At 59.9% G+C, this 18849-nt stretch carries 10 protein-coding genes and 2 pseudogenes; 6 read left to right on the top strand and 6 right to left on the bottom strand.

Translation table 11 applies throughout. From position 1 onward, the window contains the following. Window positions 1–431: 431 nt before the first annotated feature. Both HT737_RS09245 and HT737_RS09240 read right to left on the bottom strand, forming a co-directional pair. Window positions 432–1217, bottom strand: coding sequence for a siderophore-interacting protein (locus HT737_RS09245; RefSeq protein ID WP_047296282.1), 786 nt, complete (start codon window positions 1215–1217; stop codon window positions 432–434). Next, window positions 1214–1795: a PadR family transcriptional regulator gene (locus HT737_RS09240; RefSeq protein ID WP_182402306.1), complete on the bottom strand. Its 582-nt coding sequence runs from the start codon at window positions 1793–1795 to the stop codon at window positions 1214–1216. The genes HT737_RS09245 and HT737_RS09240 overlap by 4 nt, the downstream gene beginning before the upstream one ends. Before the next feature lie 516 nt (window positions 1796–2311). Here HT737_RS09240 and HT737_RS09235 point away from each other — a divergent pair. The 5 genes and pseudogenes from HT737_RS09235 (at window position 2312) to HT737_RS09215 (ending at window position 8051) form a co-directional block, all read left to right on the top strand. Beyond that, window positions 2312–2788, top strand: a complete 477-nt coding sequence (locus tag HT737_RS09235; RefSeq protein WP_174376817.1) for a CS1 type fimbrial major subunit — start codon at window positions 2312–2314, stop codon at window positions 2786–2788. A 113-nt stretch (window positions 2789–2901) separates the two neighbouring features. Further along, window positions 2902–5426 (top strand): annotated as a pseudogene (locus tag HT737_RS09230) (CS1-pili formation C-terminal domain-containing protein). Then, the gene (locus HT737_RS09225) at window positions 5427–6692 is read left to right on the top strand and encodes a hypothetical protein (protein WP_047296276.1); all 1266 of its coding nucleotides are present in this window, start codon (window positions 5427–5429) and stop codon (window positions 6690–6692) included. A gap of 59 nt (window positions 6693–6751) precedes the next feature. Further along, window positions 6752–7495, top strand: coding sequence for a pilus assembly protein (locus HT737_RS09220; protein ID WP_047296274.1), 744 nt, complete (start codon window positions 6752–6754; stop codon window positions 7493–7495). Between the two features lie 61 nt (window positions 7496–7556). Next, window positions 7557–8051: a CS1 type fimbrial major subunit gene (locus tag HT737_RS09215; protein ID WP_047296272.1), complete on the top strand. Its 495-nt coding sequence runs from the start codon at window positions 7557–7559 to the stop codon at window positions 8049–8051. Between the two features lie 123 nt (window positions 8052–8174). Here the strand turns inward: HT737_RS09215 and HT737_RS32680 are convergent, their stop codons facing one another. From HT737_RS32680 to HT737_RS09200, 4 genes and pseudogenes are all read right to left on the bottom strand, one after another. Next, the gene (locus tag HT737_RS32680; protein ID WP_374011148.1) at window positions 8175–10757 is read right to left on the bottom strand and encodes an NEL-type E3 ubiquitin ligase domain-containing protein; all 2583 of its coding nucleotides are present in this window, start codon (window positions 10755–10757) and stop codon (window positions 8175–8177) included. A 178-nt stretch (window positions 10758–10935) separates the two neighbouring features. Beyond that, entirely contained in the window at window positions 10936–12726 is a 1791-nt protein-coding gene (locus tag HT737_RS32385) for a dermonecrotic toxin domain-containing protein (protein WP_374011147.1), read from the bottom strand. A 294-nt stretch (window positions 12727–13020) separates the two neighbouring features. Next, window positions 13021–16135: pseudogene (locus HT737_RS09205) on the bottom strand (transglycosylase domain-containing protein). Between the two features lie 236 nt (window positions 16136–16371). Continuing rightward, window positions 16372–16830, bottom strand: a complete 459-nt coding sequence (locus HT737_RS09200) for a transposase (RefSeq protein WP_182402304.1) — start codon at window positions 16828–16830, stop codon at window positions 16372–16374. Window positions 16831–17377: 547 nt separating this feature from the next. On the opposite strand from HT737_RS09200, the gene HT737_RS09195 reads away from it, so the two are divergent. Next, the gene (locus HT737_RS09195) at window positions 17378–18796 is read left to right on the top strand and encodes an amino acid permease (RefSeq protein WP_095668395.1); all 1419 of its coding nucleotides are present in this window, start codon (window positions 17378–17380) and stop codon (window positions 18794–18796) included. Window positions 18797–18849 lie beyond the last annotated feature (53 nt).

Below are 18849 nucleotides of genomic sequence, written 5' to 3'. Positions count from 1 at the left end.
CATATGGATTGCAGAGTGCAGTGTCAGCCATCGAGCCCGATCTTCTGGATCTGGCACCCTCGGCGATAACCACGACGAGTCGGGTTATAGATACCGAAATCAGGGTTTGGTTCGACCTGACAAATGCTGATTGCACGCTTAACGCAGTGACTTCGCGTAAGACCGGGCAAAACTAGCACAGAGACGGGGAAATATCCGCCTCTAGCTACCCATTTGGTCAGGTTTATTGCTCTAAATCGGTAAAAAACTGCATAAGCACAGGCGCTTGCCCCGGATTTAGCCTTCAACCCCGTGATTACGCGACCACGGGCCACAATTTTCAAGTCATCCCCCATTCATGTAGGAGCTGCCGAAGGTGCGATCTTTTGACTATGATTTTTTCAAAAACAAGATCAAAAGATCGCAGCCTGCGGCAGCTCCTACAGGGCAAATCACTCTTCTGCGGAACCCTCGGCCCGCCAGTAGCCCACGGCTTTGACGAACTGTTCATTGAGCCCATGCTCATCCAGCAGCACCCGGCGGATCTGCCGCGAGACTTTGGTCTCGGTCGCCACCCACGCATACAGATTGCCCTTGGGCACCTGCAGCTGTCTGACGGTGGTCAGCAGGTTGTCCTTGCCACCTTCGCGCAGCACCCAGATCACGTTGACCTGCGCCGCGCTCTCCAGCACCTGTTGCTCGGCACCGTTCTCCACTTCGATCACCACCAGTGCCTTGCGATTGGCCGCCAGACTTTCGAGGCGTCGGGCGATGGCGGGCAGGGCGGTTTCGTCGCCGATCAGCAGGTAGCTGTCGAAGATGTCCGGCACGATCATCGAGCCGCGCGGGCCGCCAATGTGCAGGAATTGCCCTGGCCTGGCCTGTTCGGCCCAAGTCGAGGCAGGGCCGTCGCCGTGCAGGACGAAGTCGATGTCCAGCTCGAGCTTTTCCAGGTCATAGCGACGCGGGGTGTAGTCGCGCATCTCGGGCATCGGGCCATTGTCCTTGCCCGCGCCGAGCACCATGGTCTCCAGCGCTGCTGCCTGTTCGGCGTTCTGCGGGAACAGCAGTTTGACGTGATCGTCGGTGCCCAGGCTGATGAACCCGGCCAGCTCCGGGCCGCCGAGGGTGATGCGGCGCATGCGCGGGGTCAGGTCGACCACGCGCAGCACTTCGAGCTTGCGGCGTTTGATGTCGTGCATCACGCGGTGAATGGTTTGGGTATCGACTGCAGTCATTCGGCTTTCTCCGGGGCAGATTGAACGGCGGGGCCGTCGACGATGGCTTTGGCGGTGTCGTTGAGCAGGTCACGCACACGCAGGATTTCTTCGGCGCTCCAGCGGCCGTGGTGCATTTGCAGGGCATGGCGCAGGTTGTGCACGGCCTCGTGAATCTCCGGCGGCCGGTCGTGGCCGCGCAACGAACGTTTGCTGACGTCAATGCGCATGCGCACACCGTCCAGTGCGACGGCTTGCTCACTTAAAGACAGACGACCGGCTTCAGTGACGCTGTAGCGCTTTTTGCCGGCTTCGGCGTCGCCACTGATCAGGTCGCTTTCTTCGAGGAAAGTCAGGGTCGGGTAGATCACCCCGGGGCTTGGGCTGTACGCGCCGTCGAACATGCCTTCGATCTGGCGGATCAGGTCGTAGCCGTGGCACGGCTGCTCGGCGATCAGCGCCAGCAGCAACAATTTCAGGTCGCCCGGGGCGAACACCCGTGGGCCGCGTCCGCCGCGTTCACGGCCGGGGCGTTTTTCGAAGCCGTCACGGCCGTCGCCGTGTTCGCGGTGGTGATGGGGGGCATGATGGTCTCTCATTTTCCTTCTCTCTCGTCGTGTTTAGATACAACTTAAGATATATCTTACCCGTCATGCAAGGGGGCCTGACCAACGGTGCTCACCTGATCGATCGAATCTGCGGCCCGAAAAAACCGGAAAATGATCAAGAAAACGCAGTATTAAATCCCCCGGCAAAGGCGCAGATTAGTGCTGAGTCTCTAATGTTCTGTTTCGCCCTTTATTTCCGGAAAAGTGTCGTACATGTCTGACGGAAGTTGCTGCAAAGTTGTGGCGCGTACAGTCACTCGGATGGCGCGCTGTAGCCGGTATCTTACAGTCGGACAAGAACTTTCCTGAGTTTTGTAGTTTTTTCTTTCTCATCTGATGGCGTCCAGGCTACAAGGTCGCAGGACGTTGCCTGCTTACTTTGAAGATAAATTGGTTGAACATGCTTCGGCGTTGAAAGTTAGGGGTGAACAGGGACTGCTCGTGACTGTTCTGTTTGCCTTGACTGGTTGACGACTCAACTAATTTATATAAGACAGGTACTCAATGATGTTCAAGAAACTCGCCTTTGCCGCCCCTCTGACTGTATTGGCCATGAGCGCCTCGATGGCGTTTGCCGCGACCGAAGCCAAGCACTCGATCAGCATCGTGGCGCACGTACCGGCCGATGACTTCTATGCGGTGCCGGTGGATGCCGATCTGGTCAACAAGGATCAGGACATGAGCTACAACCCGGCGACCGCTTCGATGCGCGAAGTCAATGGCCACTTCGATGTGCTGCATACCGCAGGCAAGGTCCATGCGCGTCTGGAAGGCGTGCCGAAGCTGATCGCCGGCAACCAGACCATCGATCTGAAGGTTGAACTCAACGGCAAGACGCTGACCACCACTTCGCAGGAAGTGGTGGGTGATACCGAGTCCAATACGCGTTATCGCGCACCGTTCAAGATCAGCGCCACCGGTGCCAAACCGGCCGCTGGCGATTACACCGGTGTGGTCATGCTGGTCGTCGAACCTTCGGTGTAAGTAAGAACGGCAATACCTGACGTTACTTGTTCAAGTGGCGTAACCGGTCGGCGATTTGCAACTTGCAAGTTGCCCGGCCGGGCTTTTACTTCCGGTAATCAGAGTATTAATTCATGTATCCGATGACGCCCATCGCGACTGCGCTTGCGTTGTTTTTTTAGCAGCAGCGTACTGGCGGCGCCGCCTCCAGTCGATAATACCCCGCGAAGTTTGCTGGCTCAGGCGAAAGGTCTGCCGGCGGACTTCGAAGAGCATTTCTTTGATGTGCCTTTGGCGGTTCGTGTCGAACTTGATCAACAACCGCTGGGCGAGGCAATGATTGTGTTGTCACGCGATGATCGCATTACCTTGCTTGAGTTCACTGACACCAGCGACAGCCGTTACAGCGCAATCGAACAGCAAACGTGGGCCAGCATTCTCAAACCCGGTGTGGCCCTCGGCAAATGCAGCGGACAGTGTCCCGAGCAATTGCTGGAGTTGCATTACAACCTGCAAAACTCGCTGCTGTCGATCGCCACTGCCAACGCCGAGCGCGATCTGCAGGTCCAGCGTTTTCATGATCAGCCGGAAGGTGGCAGCCACGGCTTGATGTTGCGCAATCAGCTGAACCTCAACGGCGGCCAGGATCAGGATCTGGGCGGACGTTTCGGTCTGGAAGCCAGTGCCAGTCTCGGCAACTGGAGCCAGTCCCTCAATATGCAGCTGGCGCGCCTTGGCGGGCCGGACACCAAGACCTATCACGCGGTGCACGAGCTCTACACCCAGCGCGAACTGCAGGGCAGTTTTTTTCCGTCTGGGCTATTTCACCCCCAATTCCGAAGGCCTGACCCGCCAGCCCCGTTCGTTCGGCACCAGCCCGGACACGGCGGTCGGCGTGATGTATGGCAGCTCCGACAGTCTGGCGGTCGATAGCCCGCGGCCCAGCGTCTACCCGATTTTCGTCACCGCCAATCGCCAGGCATCGGTGGAAATCTATCGCGATGGACTATTGATCAACACCCAGTCAGTCACTGCCGGTCTGCAGACCCTAGATACCCGACCGCTGCCCGGTGGCATTTATGAGGTGGAAGTGCGCCTGATCGAAGACGGCCAGACCACCTCGACGACTCAGGAGCTGGTCTACAAACCGGTCAACTGGCAAAACCTCGACGAGCGCTGGCGCTACAACGTGTTCGCCGGACAGGAAAGCAAACTGCTGAGCAATTGGGAGCAACAGCAAAGCGGCGATCTCACCGCCGGTGCCGCGCTCAACTATTTGTTGCACCCGCGTGTGATCCTCGGCCTGTCGGCGCGCCAGGTACGCGACACGTTGCAGTACGGCAGCTCGATCGACTGGAGCCTGGCGGACAGCATCAGCCTCTACGCCAACCTTTACCAGACCGAAGATCACGGCACCGGCGCCGATGTGCAGGGTTTGTACAACTACGGCGCCGGCAGCCTGGTGGTCAGCCACAACCGCAGCTGGCTCGACACCCGCAACAGCTACGACACGCTGCCCGATGGCACCCGCGTACGCCAGCGCAACGTGTTCATCGGCGAAACCAGCAATTCGTCGCTGGCGCTCAACCACCGCATCAGTCGCAAGAACTCTCTGAGTGCGCGGGTCTCGCACAGCGAAGGCAACGTCGAAGGCGTGGGCATGGACCTGAGCTGGACACAACGCACCGAGCTGTTTGGCAGTGACGCCAACTGGCGCCTGTCGCTGTTCGATCGGCCGGGCAGTTACAGCAGTGGCGATGCACGCAATCGCGGGATCGACCTGAGTATCAACATGGCGCTGGGCGGGCCTGGCCAGCAACTGTCCGCCAGTATCGGCAGTCGTACCGCCCGTGATGGCAGCCGCGACAACAATGGCTCGTTCGGCTATCGCAAAGACCTGCAGGACCATGTCCTGCAAAGCGTGTCGGTCACTGCGCTGACCGACACATACGGGGTCGGCCTGGCGAGTCTGGCCAGCTTTCGTACCGATCAGGTCAATGGCGACGGCTTTCTTCAGCGCTCGTCCTATAACGGCAACTTCACTGGCGGCCTCAACCTCGACAGCACGGTGGTCATGGGAGGCCAGCAACTGGTCATGACCAGCCAGCATCCGGGACGTGGCGCCGGGATGATCGTCGATGTCGAGTCAGACATCGACGACATTGCCTTGCGTGCCGACGATCTCGGCGCAGGCAGCGCGGCGTTGCGGGCGGGGCGCAATTTCATCCCGCTGACCGCCTACAGGAACAGCTCGGTGAGCTTCGACTTCCAGGGCAACCACGCCCCCGCCGCGAACATCGAACCGGCGCGCACCCGCTACCACCTGAACAAGGGAGGCGTGGAGTACCGCAAGGTGCGCGTGATGAAAACCGTGACCGTGCTCGGACGTCTGCTCGATCCGCAAGGGCGGCCGCTCAAGGGCCACCACGTGATCAACCACGCCAGCCGTGGGGTGAGCGAGGTCGACGGGTTCTTCTCGATGGAGATGCATGTCGGCTCACCGACCCTGGAAGTGCGCTACGCCGATCAGTTGTTGTGCCAGTTCCGGCTCGATACCGACAAACACCGCAGTGAAAGCAACGTGCTGATGATCGGCGATCTGCGCTGCTCACCCGACACATTGGCCGACGTCTCGTTCACACGACAGGAGGCCAGTTGAATGGTCAGCTTCAAAAAATGCGCGTCGCGCTGGCTGCGCCGTGGGCAGTGGCTATGTCTGTTGGGGTTGTTGGCGGCATCGCCCGTTGAGGCGGCGTCGCTGCAAATCCGAGCGTTGTTCAAACCCGATCCCGCCAACCCGCAGAAAAACGAGTTCATCAATCAGACACCTTCCACCGGGTACTGCGAGTATTACCCGCAAATCTGCCGCGACAGCAATACCTTCAGCCTGCGGCTGATGACTCAGGTGCAGTCCAGTCAGCCCATTCAGGCCAATGCCAGCCAGCGCAACAGTGCGATGTTCAAAGTGCCGGGGGCATGGCGCACCTTGACCGTCAGCCATACCGAAACCGGTGAAACCCGCAATCTGGAAGTGCGTATCTCAGGTGTGGGGTCCAACTATGTGCTGAGTCATTCAGCGGCCAGTCTGACGGGCTCCTCGACCGCAAGTGAGGGTCACAACCGCCTGTGGCACGGCTACGGCTGGGTCAATCCGGCGCCTCCCTGTGGCACCACCGGAGTGGGCTTTCTCGGGGCGTCAACCTACGCTTTTTTCTGGAAGGTTCCCGACGAACGTTCCTGCACCAAAATTGCTCAGTTCAACATCCCCGGAATGACTTACGGCTACCTCGATTTTGCCTACGAATTACGGACACCCGACCCGCTGAAAATGTCGTCCGGCAATTACACCGGTACGTTGAGATACAGCATGGGACCAAGAGGCGATTTCGATTTCGGTGACGTGATGATTCCTGACGACACCGAGCTGACGCTGGATTTCAACCTGGAAGTTCAGCACACCTTGAAAGTCGACATTCCGCCGGGCGGCGAAAAAATTCGCCTGGTGCCTGCCGGTGGCTGGCAAAGCTGGTTGCAGGCCGGACGCAAACCGGTGCGACTGTTTCGCGATCAGCCTTTTCATATTTCGGCCTCATCGCGTTTCAAGATGCACCTGGAATGCGATTCCCGCGGGCTGCTCGAATGTGTGATTCAAAACCCGGCTTCGGCAGACAACTACATCGAAGTACGGGTCAGCGTCACGTTGCCCAATGGGTTGACTGACCTTTCCGGCCAACCGGTCAACCGCCGTCGTCTGCGTGTCGGCCAAGCCAGCGCGCAACAGTTCCAGCCCGGTTTTTATGTGGATAGAGGAGCCGGCGTCCTGCACTTTGAAATCCCGGAATATGTTCTGCCGATCATATTGATACCCGGGGTGGGTGGCACCTACGTCGGCAATATCACGGTGATCTGGGATTCGGACATTTGATGGGCCGTAGATCGATGAGGCGTGCCAGCGCCATGTTCAACTTCACGAGGTTCAAAGGTATGAAAGGTCTATGGGTTTTACTGGGGTTGAGCCTGTGTTGCGCAGGTGTTCAGGCCGGGCCGCAAATCAATGTCGGAACGGTCTACGACTACCTCGACAGCGACAAGAGCACCTATCTCAAGCGGGTATTCAACAGCGGCGACGGCACCGCATTCGTCAAGGTCAACATTCTGGAGATCATTTACGACGCTGATGGCAGTCACCGCGAAGTCCCGGTCAGGCAGCAAGCCGATGGCAGCAGCCGTGATGGACTGATGGCCAGTCCGGCGCGGTTGATTGTTCCGGCCAACGGCATGCAGGCCACCCGTCTGGTGCTGATGGGCAAGCGCGATACCGAGCGCTATTTCCGGGTGCGCTTTGTGCCGGTGGTCCCGGAAAAGGAAGACCAGTTCGCCGTTTCCAGCGAAGAGCGCGAGGCTTACAAGGAAAACCTCTCGGCCGGCGTCAATGTCATGACCGGGTTTGGCACGGTGTTCTTTGTCCGGCCGAAAGACGCTCGGTTCGACACGGTCATCGATGACCGTGCCGGGGTTTATCGGCTGCGTAACAACGGCAATACGGTGGTGGTGATCGATGAGTTTCGCAACTGCTCGCAAAAGAACGAGACCGACTGCGAACCGACCACCAAGCACCACCTCCTGGCTGGCAAGTCGTTCGAATTCGAGAAGAAACCGGGCCGGGAATACCGTTTCAATCTGGTCGAAGGTGCAGCCAGGAAAGCGCTGCGTGTCGCCAGCCAGTAACCCGCGGCGGCAAAAGGGGGGATTCGCCCTGCCGCTTTTTTCGATGCAACAGGTAGCAGACATGATCAAGCAATCGACCATAGCTTTGTGCAGCGTGATGGCGCTGGCAAGTGCGCAAGCGTTCGCGGCCAGGGAAGCGCGCACGTTCGAGGTGTCGGTGGATATACCGACTCTGGACTTCTATGTGCTTCCCGCCGAAGCCAACTGGATTCATCTGCAGCAGACGCTGCCGTGGAATATCCATACCTCGACCTTGCAGGGGCTGCGCAAGAATTTCGATGTCAAACACAGCACCAGCGCGATCGAAGCGCGGCTGGATGCCGAGCCTTATCTGTTCAACGGGCGGGACGCTATCTTTTTGCAGGTCAGTTTCAATGGGCAACCGTTGAGCCATGACCCCACCCCCCGGGAAGTGGTTTCGGCGGCTCAGGCCAGTAAAGGCGGGCGCTTTGCACTGGAGATCCAGCCGAAGGTACCCGCCGATGGCTATAAACCCGGGACGTACCATGGCACCGTACAACTGATCTTCAGTGCCACGCCTCCCTCGGGTGTCTAAGACCGCCATTGCGCTTTTTTCCGGTGGCAGACTGGCTGACAGCCGTTCTGCCACTGGGGACTGCGCTGGCCCGGTGGGCCGGCGGCGCACGCCTGCGATTGGGCCAGCGCGGTGTACGTACCGTTACAGACCGGCGCGTCTCATGGCATCACGAGTCAAACGTCTGGCCAGAGCCTTTTCCTCGTCCACCAAATCGACCAGCACGCGGTTATAGGCCGCTTCGCTGATCGGTGTATCAGCGAACAGCACGGTGTCGGGGATTGGCAGACCGGCAGCGAGTTCGCGCAGTCGGTTGCGCCGCTCGGTGCGCTGTTGATCCGTGGTCGAATCCAGCCATTGCTGCTGCACTTCGCGCACGGTTTCCAGTTGTTCGAACAGCTTCAGGTAGCGATGCTTGTTCGATGCCAAGCGCGCGGGAAACTGCTCTTGCAGGTAGTTCTGCCAGAAGTCCTGTTCGAGCATCTTGTCCACCAGACCATCGCCTTCACCCAGTGCCAGCACCGTGTCGTACGCCGTATCAATCATCGCGTCAGTCACGCCCGACACCGGTCGGAACAACATGGACTCGGTCTGCCAGGGCAGGCCCAGGCGTCTGGCCAGGCCGGTCTGGTAGGCCAGGTAGACTTCGACATCGTCCGGGGTGCCACCGCGGCTCTCGACGTCCGCTCGGGCAATGTCGTTCACCTGTTCCAGGCGCGCCGCGCCCTGGGCCAGGGTGACCAGTCTGTTTTCCAGTTCCCGGGGGCCGATCGCGTAGGCGTAGGCCTCGGAAGCCAGCACGTTGATGCCCATGTGGTTGAACAACTGAGCGCCGGCGTCCGCACAGTCCACCGGAGCGACCACCATGGTGAAGAGTTTTTCCCGCAAGCGAGTGTCGTGGTGCACGGCGTCGAGCATGCGCCACACACGTTGCATCAATTGCTGGCGCAGTTCACCGCCGGCGCGATAGTCGGCGAATTCGCGAACGCCGAGCAGCGTCGCCATGAACGGTTGCGCAGCCGGTTCTTCCACCAGCTCCGACCAAGGCGTTTCGCGGTTGATGCCCCAACCGGGCACGTCGCTCCAATAATCGGCGCCAAACGCGGAAATGATCGAGAAATTGCGTACCGGGTCGGCCGGCAGAAGCGTTTCCTCGGGCAGACCCACCGCGCGTCGATGGGCCTGGTAGATCACCTGATTGACCTCCGAGAGCCTGATCACGTCCAGGCGCGTACGGGCCACCAGCCACTGTGCCTCGGAGCCGCTGACCACCTCCGGAATTGTCGCCAGCGGATTGCCGCGCAGGTCGAGTAACAGGCCACGCGGACGAGGCCTGGCCAGAATGCCTTCAGGCCAGGCGGTCAGCCCGGTGTTCTTCAGGCCCACCACCTTGAGCCTGGGCATGCGTGACAGGTTAGGCGACAGCCCCAGCGGGTTGTCATCGAGTTTGAGCACCTCCAGATACGTCAGGGTACGTAAACGCTCGACGGCAGCGGCATCCAGCACAATCTTGTTATCGCTCAGGCGCAAACGTTCGAGCCGGCGCAAGGACGTGCCGATGCGCTCTGGCAAACGGGTCAGATCACAGCCTTTGGCGCTCAGTTCGATCAGGTGCGGGAAGTCCTTGAGCAAACCGCTGGAATCAGTGGCAAATCGGGTGTTATCGAGTTTGAGTACGGTGACCTTGTCGAGAAATTTTTTCATCGCCGGACGTTTGGCCCACCAGGTTTCCAGATCCAGCGCAAGCATCTCGCGCGACAGGTCCAGCGCGTAGGAGGATGGATCGGTGCGTTGCCCCAAGTTTTCGGTCTTGCGTTCCAGACAATCGAGCAGACGGTTGTGGATATGTAATCCGCCGCCATCGCGAAACTGATGACTGCCCGGTCCCCAGGTGTCCGGTTGCTGATAGCGCCAGCGATTGATCGTTTCACGCAGTTCTTCCAGATCGTTCTCCATTGTCTCGATGGCTTTGAGCGGTTCGCCCTGTTCGGTCAAGGCCTGGGCAAAGGCATCGACCTCGCGCGCCGTGAAGTGCGGATACAGATCCTCGATGCGTTCATGCAGGCTCTCGCCGTCTCGGCTCAAACCACCTCCGCGCACCAACAGTTGGGTGTCGAATTGAACAACGGGGCGGATCGGCGGTTCGGCCAGCACCGTGCGCCGTTCGCTCGGCGCGGTGGTTTTGGCAATGATCCATTGTTTGAGCTGCGCGGCGTCGCGGGTGCTGTAACCCAGTACGCTGCGGCCCTGATGTTCGCCCGCATGGAGAATCGCTTCATACAGACCGCAAGCCCGGTGCAGCAGTTGATTCGAGCCATCGCGCACCTGATAAAGGTTCTCGCCGGTGCGCACCAGCACCCGCTTCCGCTCGGCCGACTCGACGCCGGCGCTGCTGCGCAGGGGGCCGTCGAATGTTCCGTCACGGATGTCGATCCGCAGCGCGCCAAAGACATCGCTGTGATGACGCAACGCGCCCAAGGCCAGGCGTTCGCTCTCGACCGTGATCAGCGCTTCGCGCTGCAGCCCTTGCGCCGCTCGAACCGACTGCACCTCAAACTCCAGCTCGCGGGCCAGGGTTTTCAGACGCAGCGGCACCTGCCGTCGCAGGGTGATCCGCTGCATCTCCAGTGGACGGGCCAGGCCAATCACGCGTTCGGCCAGCACCGGCGTCAGTTGCGGGCAGTCGCGCAGTACCCGGGCGGCCGGGGCAGAAAGAGCTTGCGCCACGTCCTTTGGTGCCGGGTGGCTTGCCAGGCGCAGGAGGGTATCGGCGAGCMGAGAGGCGGGGGCGGGGTGTTTTCCACATGCATGCGCCGCAGGATGTTCTCGTCGGTGCCGGTCAACTGGCGAATCTGTTCCAGTTGCGCATCGCTGAATCCATCGGTGGCATGGCCGATTCGGCGCATCAACTGCGGGCCTTGCCACTGACGCGGGTTTTCCGACTCACCGACCATGCGCCATGGCTGTTGTGCCTGAGTGTCGGCGCGTAGGCGTCGGGGCGGCGTGGATGACGAATCCGGTGTTCACCGCTCAGCGGATCCCGGGTCACCTCGAACACCTGCTGATCCAGTTTCACCATGTGCTTGTTGCCCAGTACGTGCAAGCCTTGCGCATCAGGACGGGTGGTGGCGGGCAGTATCTGGTCGGTGACGCGATACGGAGTGAGGTCAGGGTTCCAGAGGCGTGTCTGGCCGTCGCCCAGTTTTACCGGTTTCAGGTTTTCAAAAAACGGCGAGAGCTTGACCAGTGCCGCGTTGCCCAATTCGGCACCTGCAGCGAAAATCCCCAGTTGCACGATACTTTCCAGCACACCGATGGCTTGAGCGCCGGCTTGGGCCAAGTGACCTTCGGCCAGATCGACGACTCCCTCAACAATCTGATCGGTGACCTGGTACGCGGTATAGGCCAGCATCAATACGCCCAGCTCGGGAGCGAAGGGCACGGCCACCAGCATCGCCAGATTGAGCATGTCCGTGAGGATTTTTTCCAGGTTGTCCCACCATGCCCAGCGGGCCATACGATCGGCGTATTCGGTGGCTATCGCAATCTCCCGGGCATCGTTGAGCATCTTGTTGAGTTTCTGCTGGTAGAGGTACTGCCACAGGTCACCGGTAAAGCGTGTTTCGCGATCCTGTTGAACCGGCGCCACGCGAAATTGCAGGTTGGGATGATCCACAGGCGTATCGCGCCAGTTGGGCAAATTCGACCCGGAGGGCGTCGGCTGCCATGTCACATGACTGAGGCGCTCGTTCAATCGGGCGAAGAAATAGCCTCGCTGACGCTGCGGGACAAACTGACTGAAAAACCGCTGGTAGGACGAGGACGCTGAGGTGTCCCGCAACTGGCGGGTCAGCTCGGCCATGAACGCCAGTGAATCGGGATATTGCTTGAGTGGGTGTTCCGGGTCGTTGGGCACATAGGCCAGAACCGGCACGGGCCGCGTGGCGGCAAGCGGGTCGGCGCAGATCAGGACAATGCCTGTCAGTGCTGTGTCCATCATCGTCAGCGTGTGATAGCGCACAGCCTTGCCGTGCCACAGTACCTGGGCACGGTCTTCGAGCATGCCTTGCACCACTTCAAATGCCAGACGGTCGATGTCGCCTTTAAGCAGGGCCATGCGCGCGGCGACCCGCAATGTCTGTTTCTGGCTGCGTGTCACCTTGATCTGCAGGTATTGACGGGCCACCGGGTTTTTCGAAAGCACGAACTCGTGCAAGTGGGTCTGGTAGCGCGCGCCGATATCCAGTTCGCGACACAATGCCTTGAACTGCTCGACGCTGATCCTGTGCGTGAGCGCCTTGACCGAAAACTGCCCGAGCGCATCGGGACGGGTGATAAAGCAGGAGTCGGCTGTGAACGTTTCGTCGCTGGAAAAGTTGTGCAATGCCGCGTCCAGCAGCGACACCGTGCGACTTTGCGTGCCGTTGGCAAAGTCATGCGCCCACCAGGAGGTCTTGGCCGGCATGTACAGCCGTACCCAGGTGTCTTCGACGTCGTCCTCGACACCGAAGCGCGTCTTCAGGGCCTGTTGCAGCAAAGGTCTGGCAAAGGTGCGCGGATCCTGCAGCTTGCTCAGCGCGCGATCGATGCTGTTCTGCGCGATCCATGCCTGGCGTATTTCATCCTTGAGCTGTTGATGCTCGCTGGCCGCAACGCTGCGATGCCATGCAGGCATGGTCAGGGTGACGTTTTTCAATGATTCGATCCGTGCTGCCGAAGCCGTGTACAGCCAGTCGGGAAGGGCGTCTTTAACCAGATCGTAATGGACACTTTTATGACCTTGGGCAGAAGGTGTCTGCTGCGATCGATACAGTGTCAGGGAAGGGTTGGGCATGGCCTGATCGTCCGTTGATCAAAATGGAGCGATCAGACTAAGAAATGACCCGGTGCGAAAAAAGCGCAAAAACAGGTTGAAAGCACGGCAGGTTTACGCCGCGACACAGCGGAAATTCAATGGCAAAAAATACTCCGATACCGCCCCGCAGCGAACCTAACGTGCTGCGGTCAGCGGGTCGGGCTGGCACAGGGTATGCGTACCCGGCTGCAGGTACGGTGAAAGGATCGGCGCCATGCCCTTGAGCACCTGCACCGGCAGCGCCGAGGTGAACTTGAAGTTCTCCGCCGAACGCCCGGGGACGAACGCGGTGAGTGTGCCGAAGTGGTTGTTGCCGATGTAGAACACGAAGGTCGCGGTGCGGTTGATCGACTTGGAACTGAGGATCCGCCCGCCGGAGCCGATGGCTTCGATGCGGTTGTCGCCGGTGCCGGTCTTGCCACCCATCACCAACGGTGTGCCGTCGGCGGTCTTGAAACTGCCGGACACCCGCTTCGCCGTGCCCGAGTCCACCACTTGCGAAAGAGCTTCGCGCATCGCCGTTGCGACCTCCGACGGCATCACCCGTTTACCGACATGCGGGTCGTTGGTCAGGCGCGTTTCATAAGGCGTGCCGGCGGCAAAATGCAGGCTGTCGATGCGCAGGGTCGGCATGCGCACGCCGTCGTTGAGGATGGTGCCGATCAGCTCGGCGAGTGCTGCCGGGCGATCACCGGAGCTGCCAATGGCGGTGGCCAGCGACGGCACCAGATGGTCGAACGGATAGCCGACTTTCTGCCAGCGCTGGTGAATCTCGAGGAACGCCTCGATTTCGAGCATGGTGCGGATGCGGCTGTCACGGGCGCCTTTGTGCTTGCTCTTGAATAGCCAGCTGTAGACCTCCTGGCGCTCGAACTGGCTGGCCTTGACGACCTGGCTGAAGGTGGCATCCGGGTTGTGCAGCAGGTAGCCCATCAACCACAGGTCCAGCGGGTGCACCTTGGCGATGAAGCCCTGATCCGGCAGATCGTAGGTGCCCGGGCCGTAGGCGTCGTACAGCCGGATCAGACGATCGTCGGTGAGTTTTTCGGTGAGCTTGGCGCCTTTGAGGTGCGCGCGCACGAAGCTGTTGAAGTCTTCCTGACTGGCATTGGGCAGCAAGTAACGATGCACGGCGGCCATGCGGATCGGCGTCGGGCGCATGCTGTCGAGGAAGGTGTCGAGGCGTGCCTGGGTGTCCTTGTTCTTGTACTTCTTCCAGAATTTGAGCAGGAACGAGGTGCCTTCGCGGTCAGCGAAACTGGCCAGGTATTCCTGCCGTCGCGGGTCGCGGTCGTCCTTGAGCAATTCGGCGCTGCTGTTGGGGCCGGAGTAAGTGACGTAGCGCACCACATCGCGCATCAGGCGAATGAACGGCAGGTTGATCGATTCGCGCAGGGCGTCGCGCAAGGTCGGCATGCGGCCGTTGTCTTCCTTGCGAAAGTTATGGAACACATGCAGGCCGCCACCGGTGAAAAACGCCTCGCCGGGGCTGGCGGAATATTTGCGGTCGAGCGCGGCACCGAGCATTTTCGACAGGTCGTGATCCTTGTTCTGGATCAGATAATCGATTACCCATTGGCTCAAGCGATCCTGATCCGGCACTTCGACTTTCTTCAGTTCCGGCACGCTCATGGCGCCGTACTTGTCGTGCAGTTCGGAGATGATCTGCAAGTAAGTGGTGAGCACGCGCATTTTCGCCGTCGAGCCGAGCTCCAGCTTGCTGCCCTCGTTAATGTCGAACGGCTGATCGGTGCTATCAGTCTGCACGCGTACCCGCGAGCCGTCCGGGGTCAGTTCGAACAGGGTGAAGCTGTAGCGCACCTGGGTGGTGCTGGTGGGGGTGAGGCAGGCGTTCGCCAATCAGACCGATCTGCCCGGCGAACGCGGGATCGGCGAGCTTTTTCAGGTAGTCGGTGGCCTGGGTTTGCAGATCGCCCTGCAAGGTGCTGGTGGCTGACAGGTCGAGCCGATCGAGGTCGTACAGCGGGCGATTGAGCATTGTCGCCAGACGGCTGCGGGCAACGCTGATGCCCTTGTTGGTTTCGATCGGCTGGAGGGTCGGCTGGGTCTGCCAGTCGCGGTAAGTGACCTTGCTCGCCAGCGCGGCATCGGCCAGTGCGCTGTCGATCACGCCGTTCTGCTTGAGCAGGCGCAAGTGGCTGTCGGTGAGGTCGGCGAGTTCTTCACGGCCCTTGGTCAGGTAGTGCGAAGGACGGCGCTGGGCGATCATCAGCGAGAGCATTTCGCGCAGGGCCAGGCCTTTGTCGGCCATGGTTGTCGGGTCGGTGGCCGGGCTGTTCAGCTGTGCATTGGCCTGGTTGAAATCGCTGCCGTACCAGACCCGCAAACCTTCGGCCATGCCATGGACCTCACCATGCCCCGGTACGGCAGAGAGGGGCACGCTGTTGAGGTAGTCGCGGATGATGTTCTGCCGCGCGCCGAGGGTTTGCGGCCCGGGCTGATAGGCGCGCACGCTGGCGGAAATCATCTGGCGGATCTTCTCCGCACCGGACACCGTCAGGCCATCGGGCGAGTGCCGGTACTTCTCCAGTTGCGTCGCCAACGTGCTGCCGCCCGCCGATTGCCCCGGCAGGTGCAGCAACTTCGCCACCTGTGACCAGGCGGCCATGCCGAAGCGCGGCCAGTCCACCGCCGGGTTGGCCAGCGGTTGTTTGGGATCGAGCAGAAAGCGGTTTTCGATGAACAGCAAACTGCTGACCACCACCGGCGGAATGGCCGCAAAACTCGAATACAGCTGCTGCGGATACTTGTACTGATACAACGGCGCGGCGCGGCAATCGGTGATCGACAGCCCGGCCTGGATCTTTTCCGCATAGGGTACGAACAGGCCTTTGTCGGTGTAGCTCAGCAGCGCCGGAGAAAACCGCGTCTGCTCGGTGATCACGTAGTCGCGCTTGAGCAGGCGCGGCAAGAATTCATCGAGGGAGCTGTAGCCCAGACGCAGATCGAACGGCCCGTTGCCCGGATAGCGGATCGCTTCGCTGGGGCCGGGTTCCAGCTGATATTTGAGCGACGCCGCGTACTGGCTCAGCTCCCGGGACTGGAAACGCGAGGTGCGCATCTCCTTGCTCGCGGCCAGACCCACGACGATGGCAATAATCAGCAGCAATAACCAGAACGCCTTCCAGCCATGCCGGTTGCGGCGTTTTTTGGGGGGGACAGGCGCTTCATCCACACGTTCAGTCGGAACCACGGCTTTACTCGAATCGGTTTGCCACAAAGCGCCCATAGTCGATTGATCCATTCACGCAGATTGATCGGACTTGACTGAAGCTTAGACGGTGGTTGGTGATGGGGAAAAAAATGTGCGGGGAAGTCATCTGAACAAAACTGAAGTCGGTGGCTGTTTTGAGTGGAGGTTATCTGTGGTGAGGGGATAAATCCCCTCACCACAGATAACCTCCAAAACACAGATAAATCCCCTTACCTCGGATAAATCACCATGATTGGGCTTCGGTAACGGACCTAGAGCCAGCAGGCGTCCCAAAGCGGGTAATCGCCAATCCGCTCCACCAATCCTGCTCGTAGCGGATTGGCAATGATGTAACGGGCGAACGGTTTCAAGTCTTCGCCGTCACGAATTGCCCGGTCGTGGAAACCGGTTTGCCACAATCGGCCGCGACGACCGGTTTTTCTGTTAACGGTTTGGGTGCAACGCGCCTTAACCGCGCCAACAACAGCGCCCAGACTGCCGCTGCTCAACTGCATCAGCCAATGAAAGTGATCAGGCATGATCACCCACGCAATGGATTCTAATAAGCCTTGTTCATGGGCATGGCGAAACTCTGCAACCAATAAACGGCCTGTGCGCCAGTCGGAAAATACCGGCTGGCGATCATACACAACTGAAGTGACGAAATAGGCTCGGCCTGTTTCGGAATGTCGGCCTAAACGAAGACGGTAGGTATTTGGTTTGACTGGCATGTTCGCTCCCTGCGTTCAGTAATCAAGGTCTGAAGGCTAGCGGCGGATTGCTCTTGGGAGATCTGTAAATGCCGTAGGAATTTTCGTTTTTCATGTGGGGTTGGGAAAATTGAAGTCACCTGTGGCGAGGGGATTTATCCCCGATGGGTCGCGAAGCGGCCCTTACCTGGGGTGATCAGATTTTGAATAGCTTGGGCCTGCTGCGCAGGCCCTCGGGGATGAATCCCCTCACCACAAGGGCATGACGATGCACCAATGCTGTGCAATACTCGCTGGCCTTTTTAGTGGGGAAAAATCCTACGGAGTCCAGGTAATGCCTCTCCGTAAACCGGCGGAATGCCGAGATTTCCCGCTAAATGTTAGGGCTTATAGAGTGAAAAGCCCTGTCACAAGCTTTTTATACTGCACGCCCCGCTGATCTTGCAGGTCGGGACCTGCGAGACGCGTTTGCCCACGAGGCCGGCGCGGTTTCGGGAAGTTCAGGCCTATCGGTCGACGCTTCGCCACTCGGCGGTCATATCCAATAACAAGACGAGGTTGTATCCCTATGCCAGTCGGCAATCACCTGCCCCATGGCGAGACCGCTCACGGCGGCCCGCTCAAACGTGAACTCGGTGAACGGCATATCCGCCTGATGGCGCTCGGCGCCTGTATCGGTGTCGGCCTGTTCCTGGGTTCGGCCAAGGCCATTGAAATGGCCGGTCCGGCGATCATGCTCTCCTACATTCTCGGCGGCCTGGCGATCCTGGTGATCATGCGCGCCCTCGGCGAGATGGCCGTGCACAACCCGGTGGCCGGTTCGTTCAGCCGCTATGCCCAGGATTACCTCGGCCCGCTCGCGGGTTTTCTTACTGGCTGGAACTACTGGTTCCTGTGGCTGGTGACCTGCGTCGCGGAAATCACGGCTGTTGCGGTGTACATGGGCATCTGGTTCCCCGATGTGCCGCGCTGGATCTGGGCCCTGGCGGCGCTGGTCAGCATGGGTTCGATCAACCTGATCGCGGTAAAGGCCTTCGGTGAATTCGAGTTCTGGTTCGCCCTGATCAAGATCGTCACCATCATCGCCATGGTCATCGGCGGCGTCGGCATCATTGCCTTCGGGTTCGGCAACGACGGTGTGGCGCTGGGGATTTCCAACCTGTGGGCCCACGGCGGCTTCATGCCCAACGGCGTGACCGGGGTGCTGATGTCCCTGCAAATGGTCATGTTCGCCTACCTCGGTGTCGAGATGATCGGCCTGACCGCCGGTGAAGCGAAGAACCCACAGAAGACCATTCCCGATGCGATCGGCTCGGTGTTCTGGCGCATTCTGCTGTTCTACGTCGGCGCGCTGTTCGTGATCCTGTCGATCTACCCGTGGAACGAAATCGGCACTCAAGGCAGCCCGTTCGTGATGACCTTCGAGCGTCTGGGCATCAAGACCGCCGCCGGCATCATCAACTTCGTGGTGATCACGGCGGCACTGTCGTCATGCAACGGCGGTATCTTCAGCACCGGGCGCATGCTCTACAGCCTGGCGCAGAACGGCCAGGCCCCCGCCGGATTCGCCAAGACCTCCAACGGCGTGCCACGTCGGGCGCTGCTGCTGTCGATTTTCGCCTTGTTGATCGGTGTGCTGCTCAACTACCTGGTGCCGGAGAAAGTCTTCGTCTGGGTGACGTCGATCGCCACCTTCGGCGCGATCTGGACCTGGGTCATGATCCTGCTGGCGCAACTGAAATTCCGCAAAGGTTTGAGCGCCAGCGAACGTGCCGGATTGAAATACAAGATGTGGCTGTACCCGGTCAGCTCTTATTTCGCGCTGGCGTTCCTGGTGCTGGTGGTCGGCCTGATGGCGTATTTCCCTGACACCCGTGTGGCGCTTTATGTCGGGCCGGCATTCCTGGTGCTGCTGACGGTGTTGTTCTACGTGTTCAAGTTGCAGCCGAGCGGTGAAACGCAGGGCGCGGTGCGTTCGGCGACTTGATGTAGGCGATAGCAAAAGCCAAAAGATCGCAGCCTGCGGCAGCTCCTACAGGG

Origin of the sequence: Pseudomonas sp. MD195_PC81_125 (assembly GCF_014060985.1) — a bacterium.
In the GTDB taxonomy this organism is placed as follows: Bacteria; Pseudomonadota; Gammaproteobacteria; order Pseudomonadales; family Pseudomonadaceae; genus Aquipseudomonas; species Aquipseudomonas parakoreensis.
Note: the sequence above shows the minus strand (reverse complement) of the source record. Positions and strands in the feature narration are given on the sequence as shown.

Excerpts from the sequence above, each read along its gene's own strand:
- HT737_RS09240 (WP_182402306.1), bottom strand. The coding sequence starts at position 1,795 with ATGAGAGACCATCATGCCCCCCATCACCACCGCGAACACGGCGACGGC.
- HT737_RS09235 (WP_174376817.1), top strand. The coding sequence starts at position 2,312 with ATGTTCAAGAAACTCGCCTTTGCCGCCCCTCTGACTGTATTGGCCATG.
- HT737_RS09215 (WP_047296272.1), top strand. The coding sequence starts at position 7,557 with ATGATCAAGCAATCGACCATAGCTTTGTGCAGCGTGATGGCGCTGGCA.
- HT737_RS09195 (WP_095668395.1), top strand. The coding sequence starts at position 17,378 with ATGCCAGTCGGCAATCACCTGCCCCATGGCGAGACCGCTCACGGCGGC.
- HT737_RS09245 (WP_047296282.1), bottom strand. The coding sequence starts at position 1,217 with ATGACTGCAGTCGATACCCAAACCATTCACCGCGTGATGCACGACATC.
- HT737_RS09225 (WP_047296276.1), top strand. The coding sequence starts at position 5,427 with ATGGTCAGCTTCAAAAAATGCGCGTCGCGCTGGCTGCGCCGTGGGCAG.
- HT737_RS09220 (WP_047296274.1), top strand. The coding sequence starts at position 6,752 with ATGAAAGGTCTATGGGTTTTACTGGGGTTGAGCCTGTGTTGCGCAGGT.
- HT737_RS09200 (WP_182402304.1), bottom strand. The coding sequence starts at position 16,830 with ATGCCAGTCAAACCAAATACCTACCGTCTTCGTTTAGGCCGACATTCC.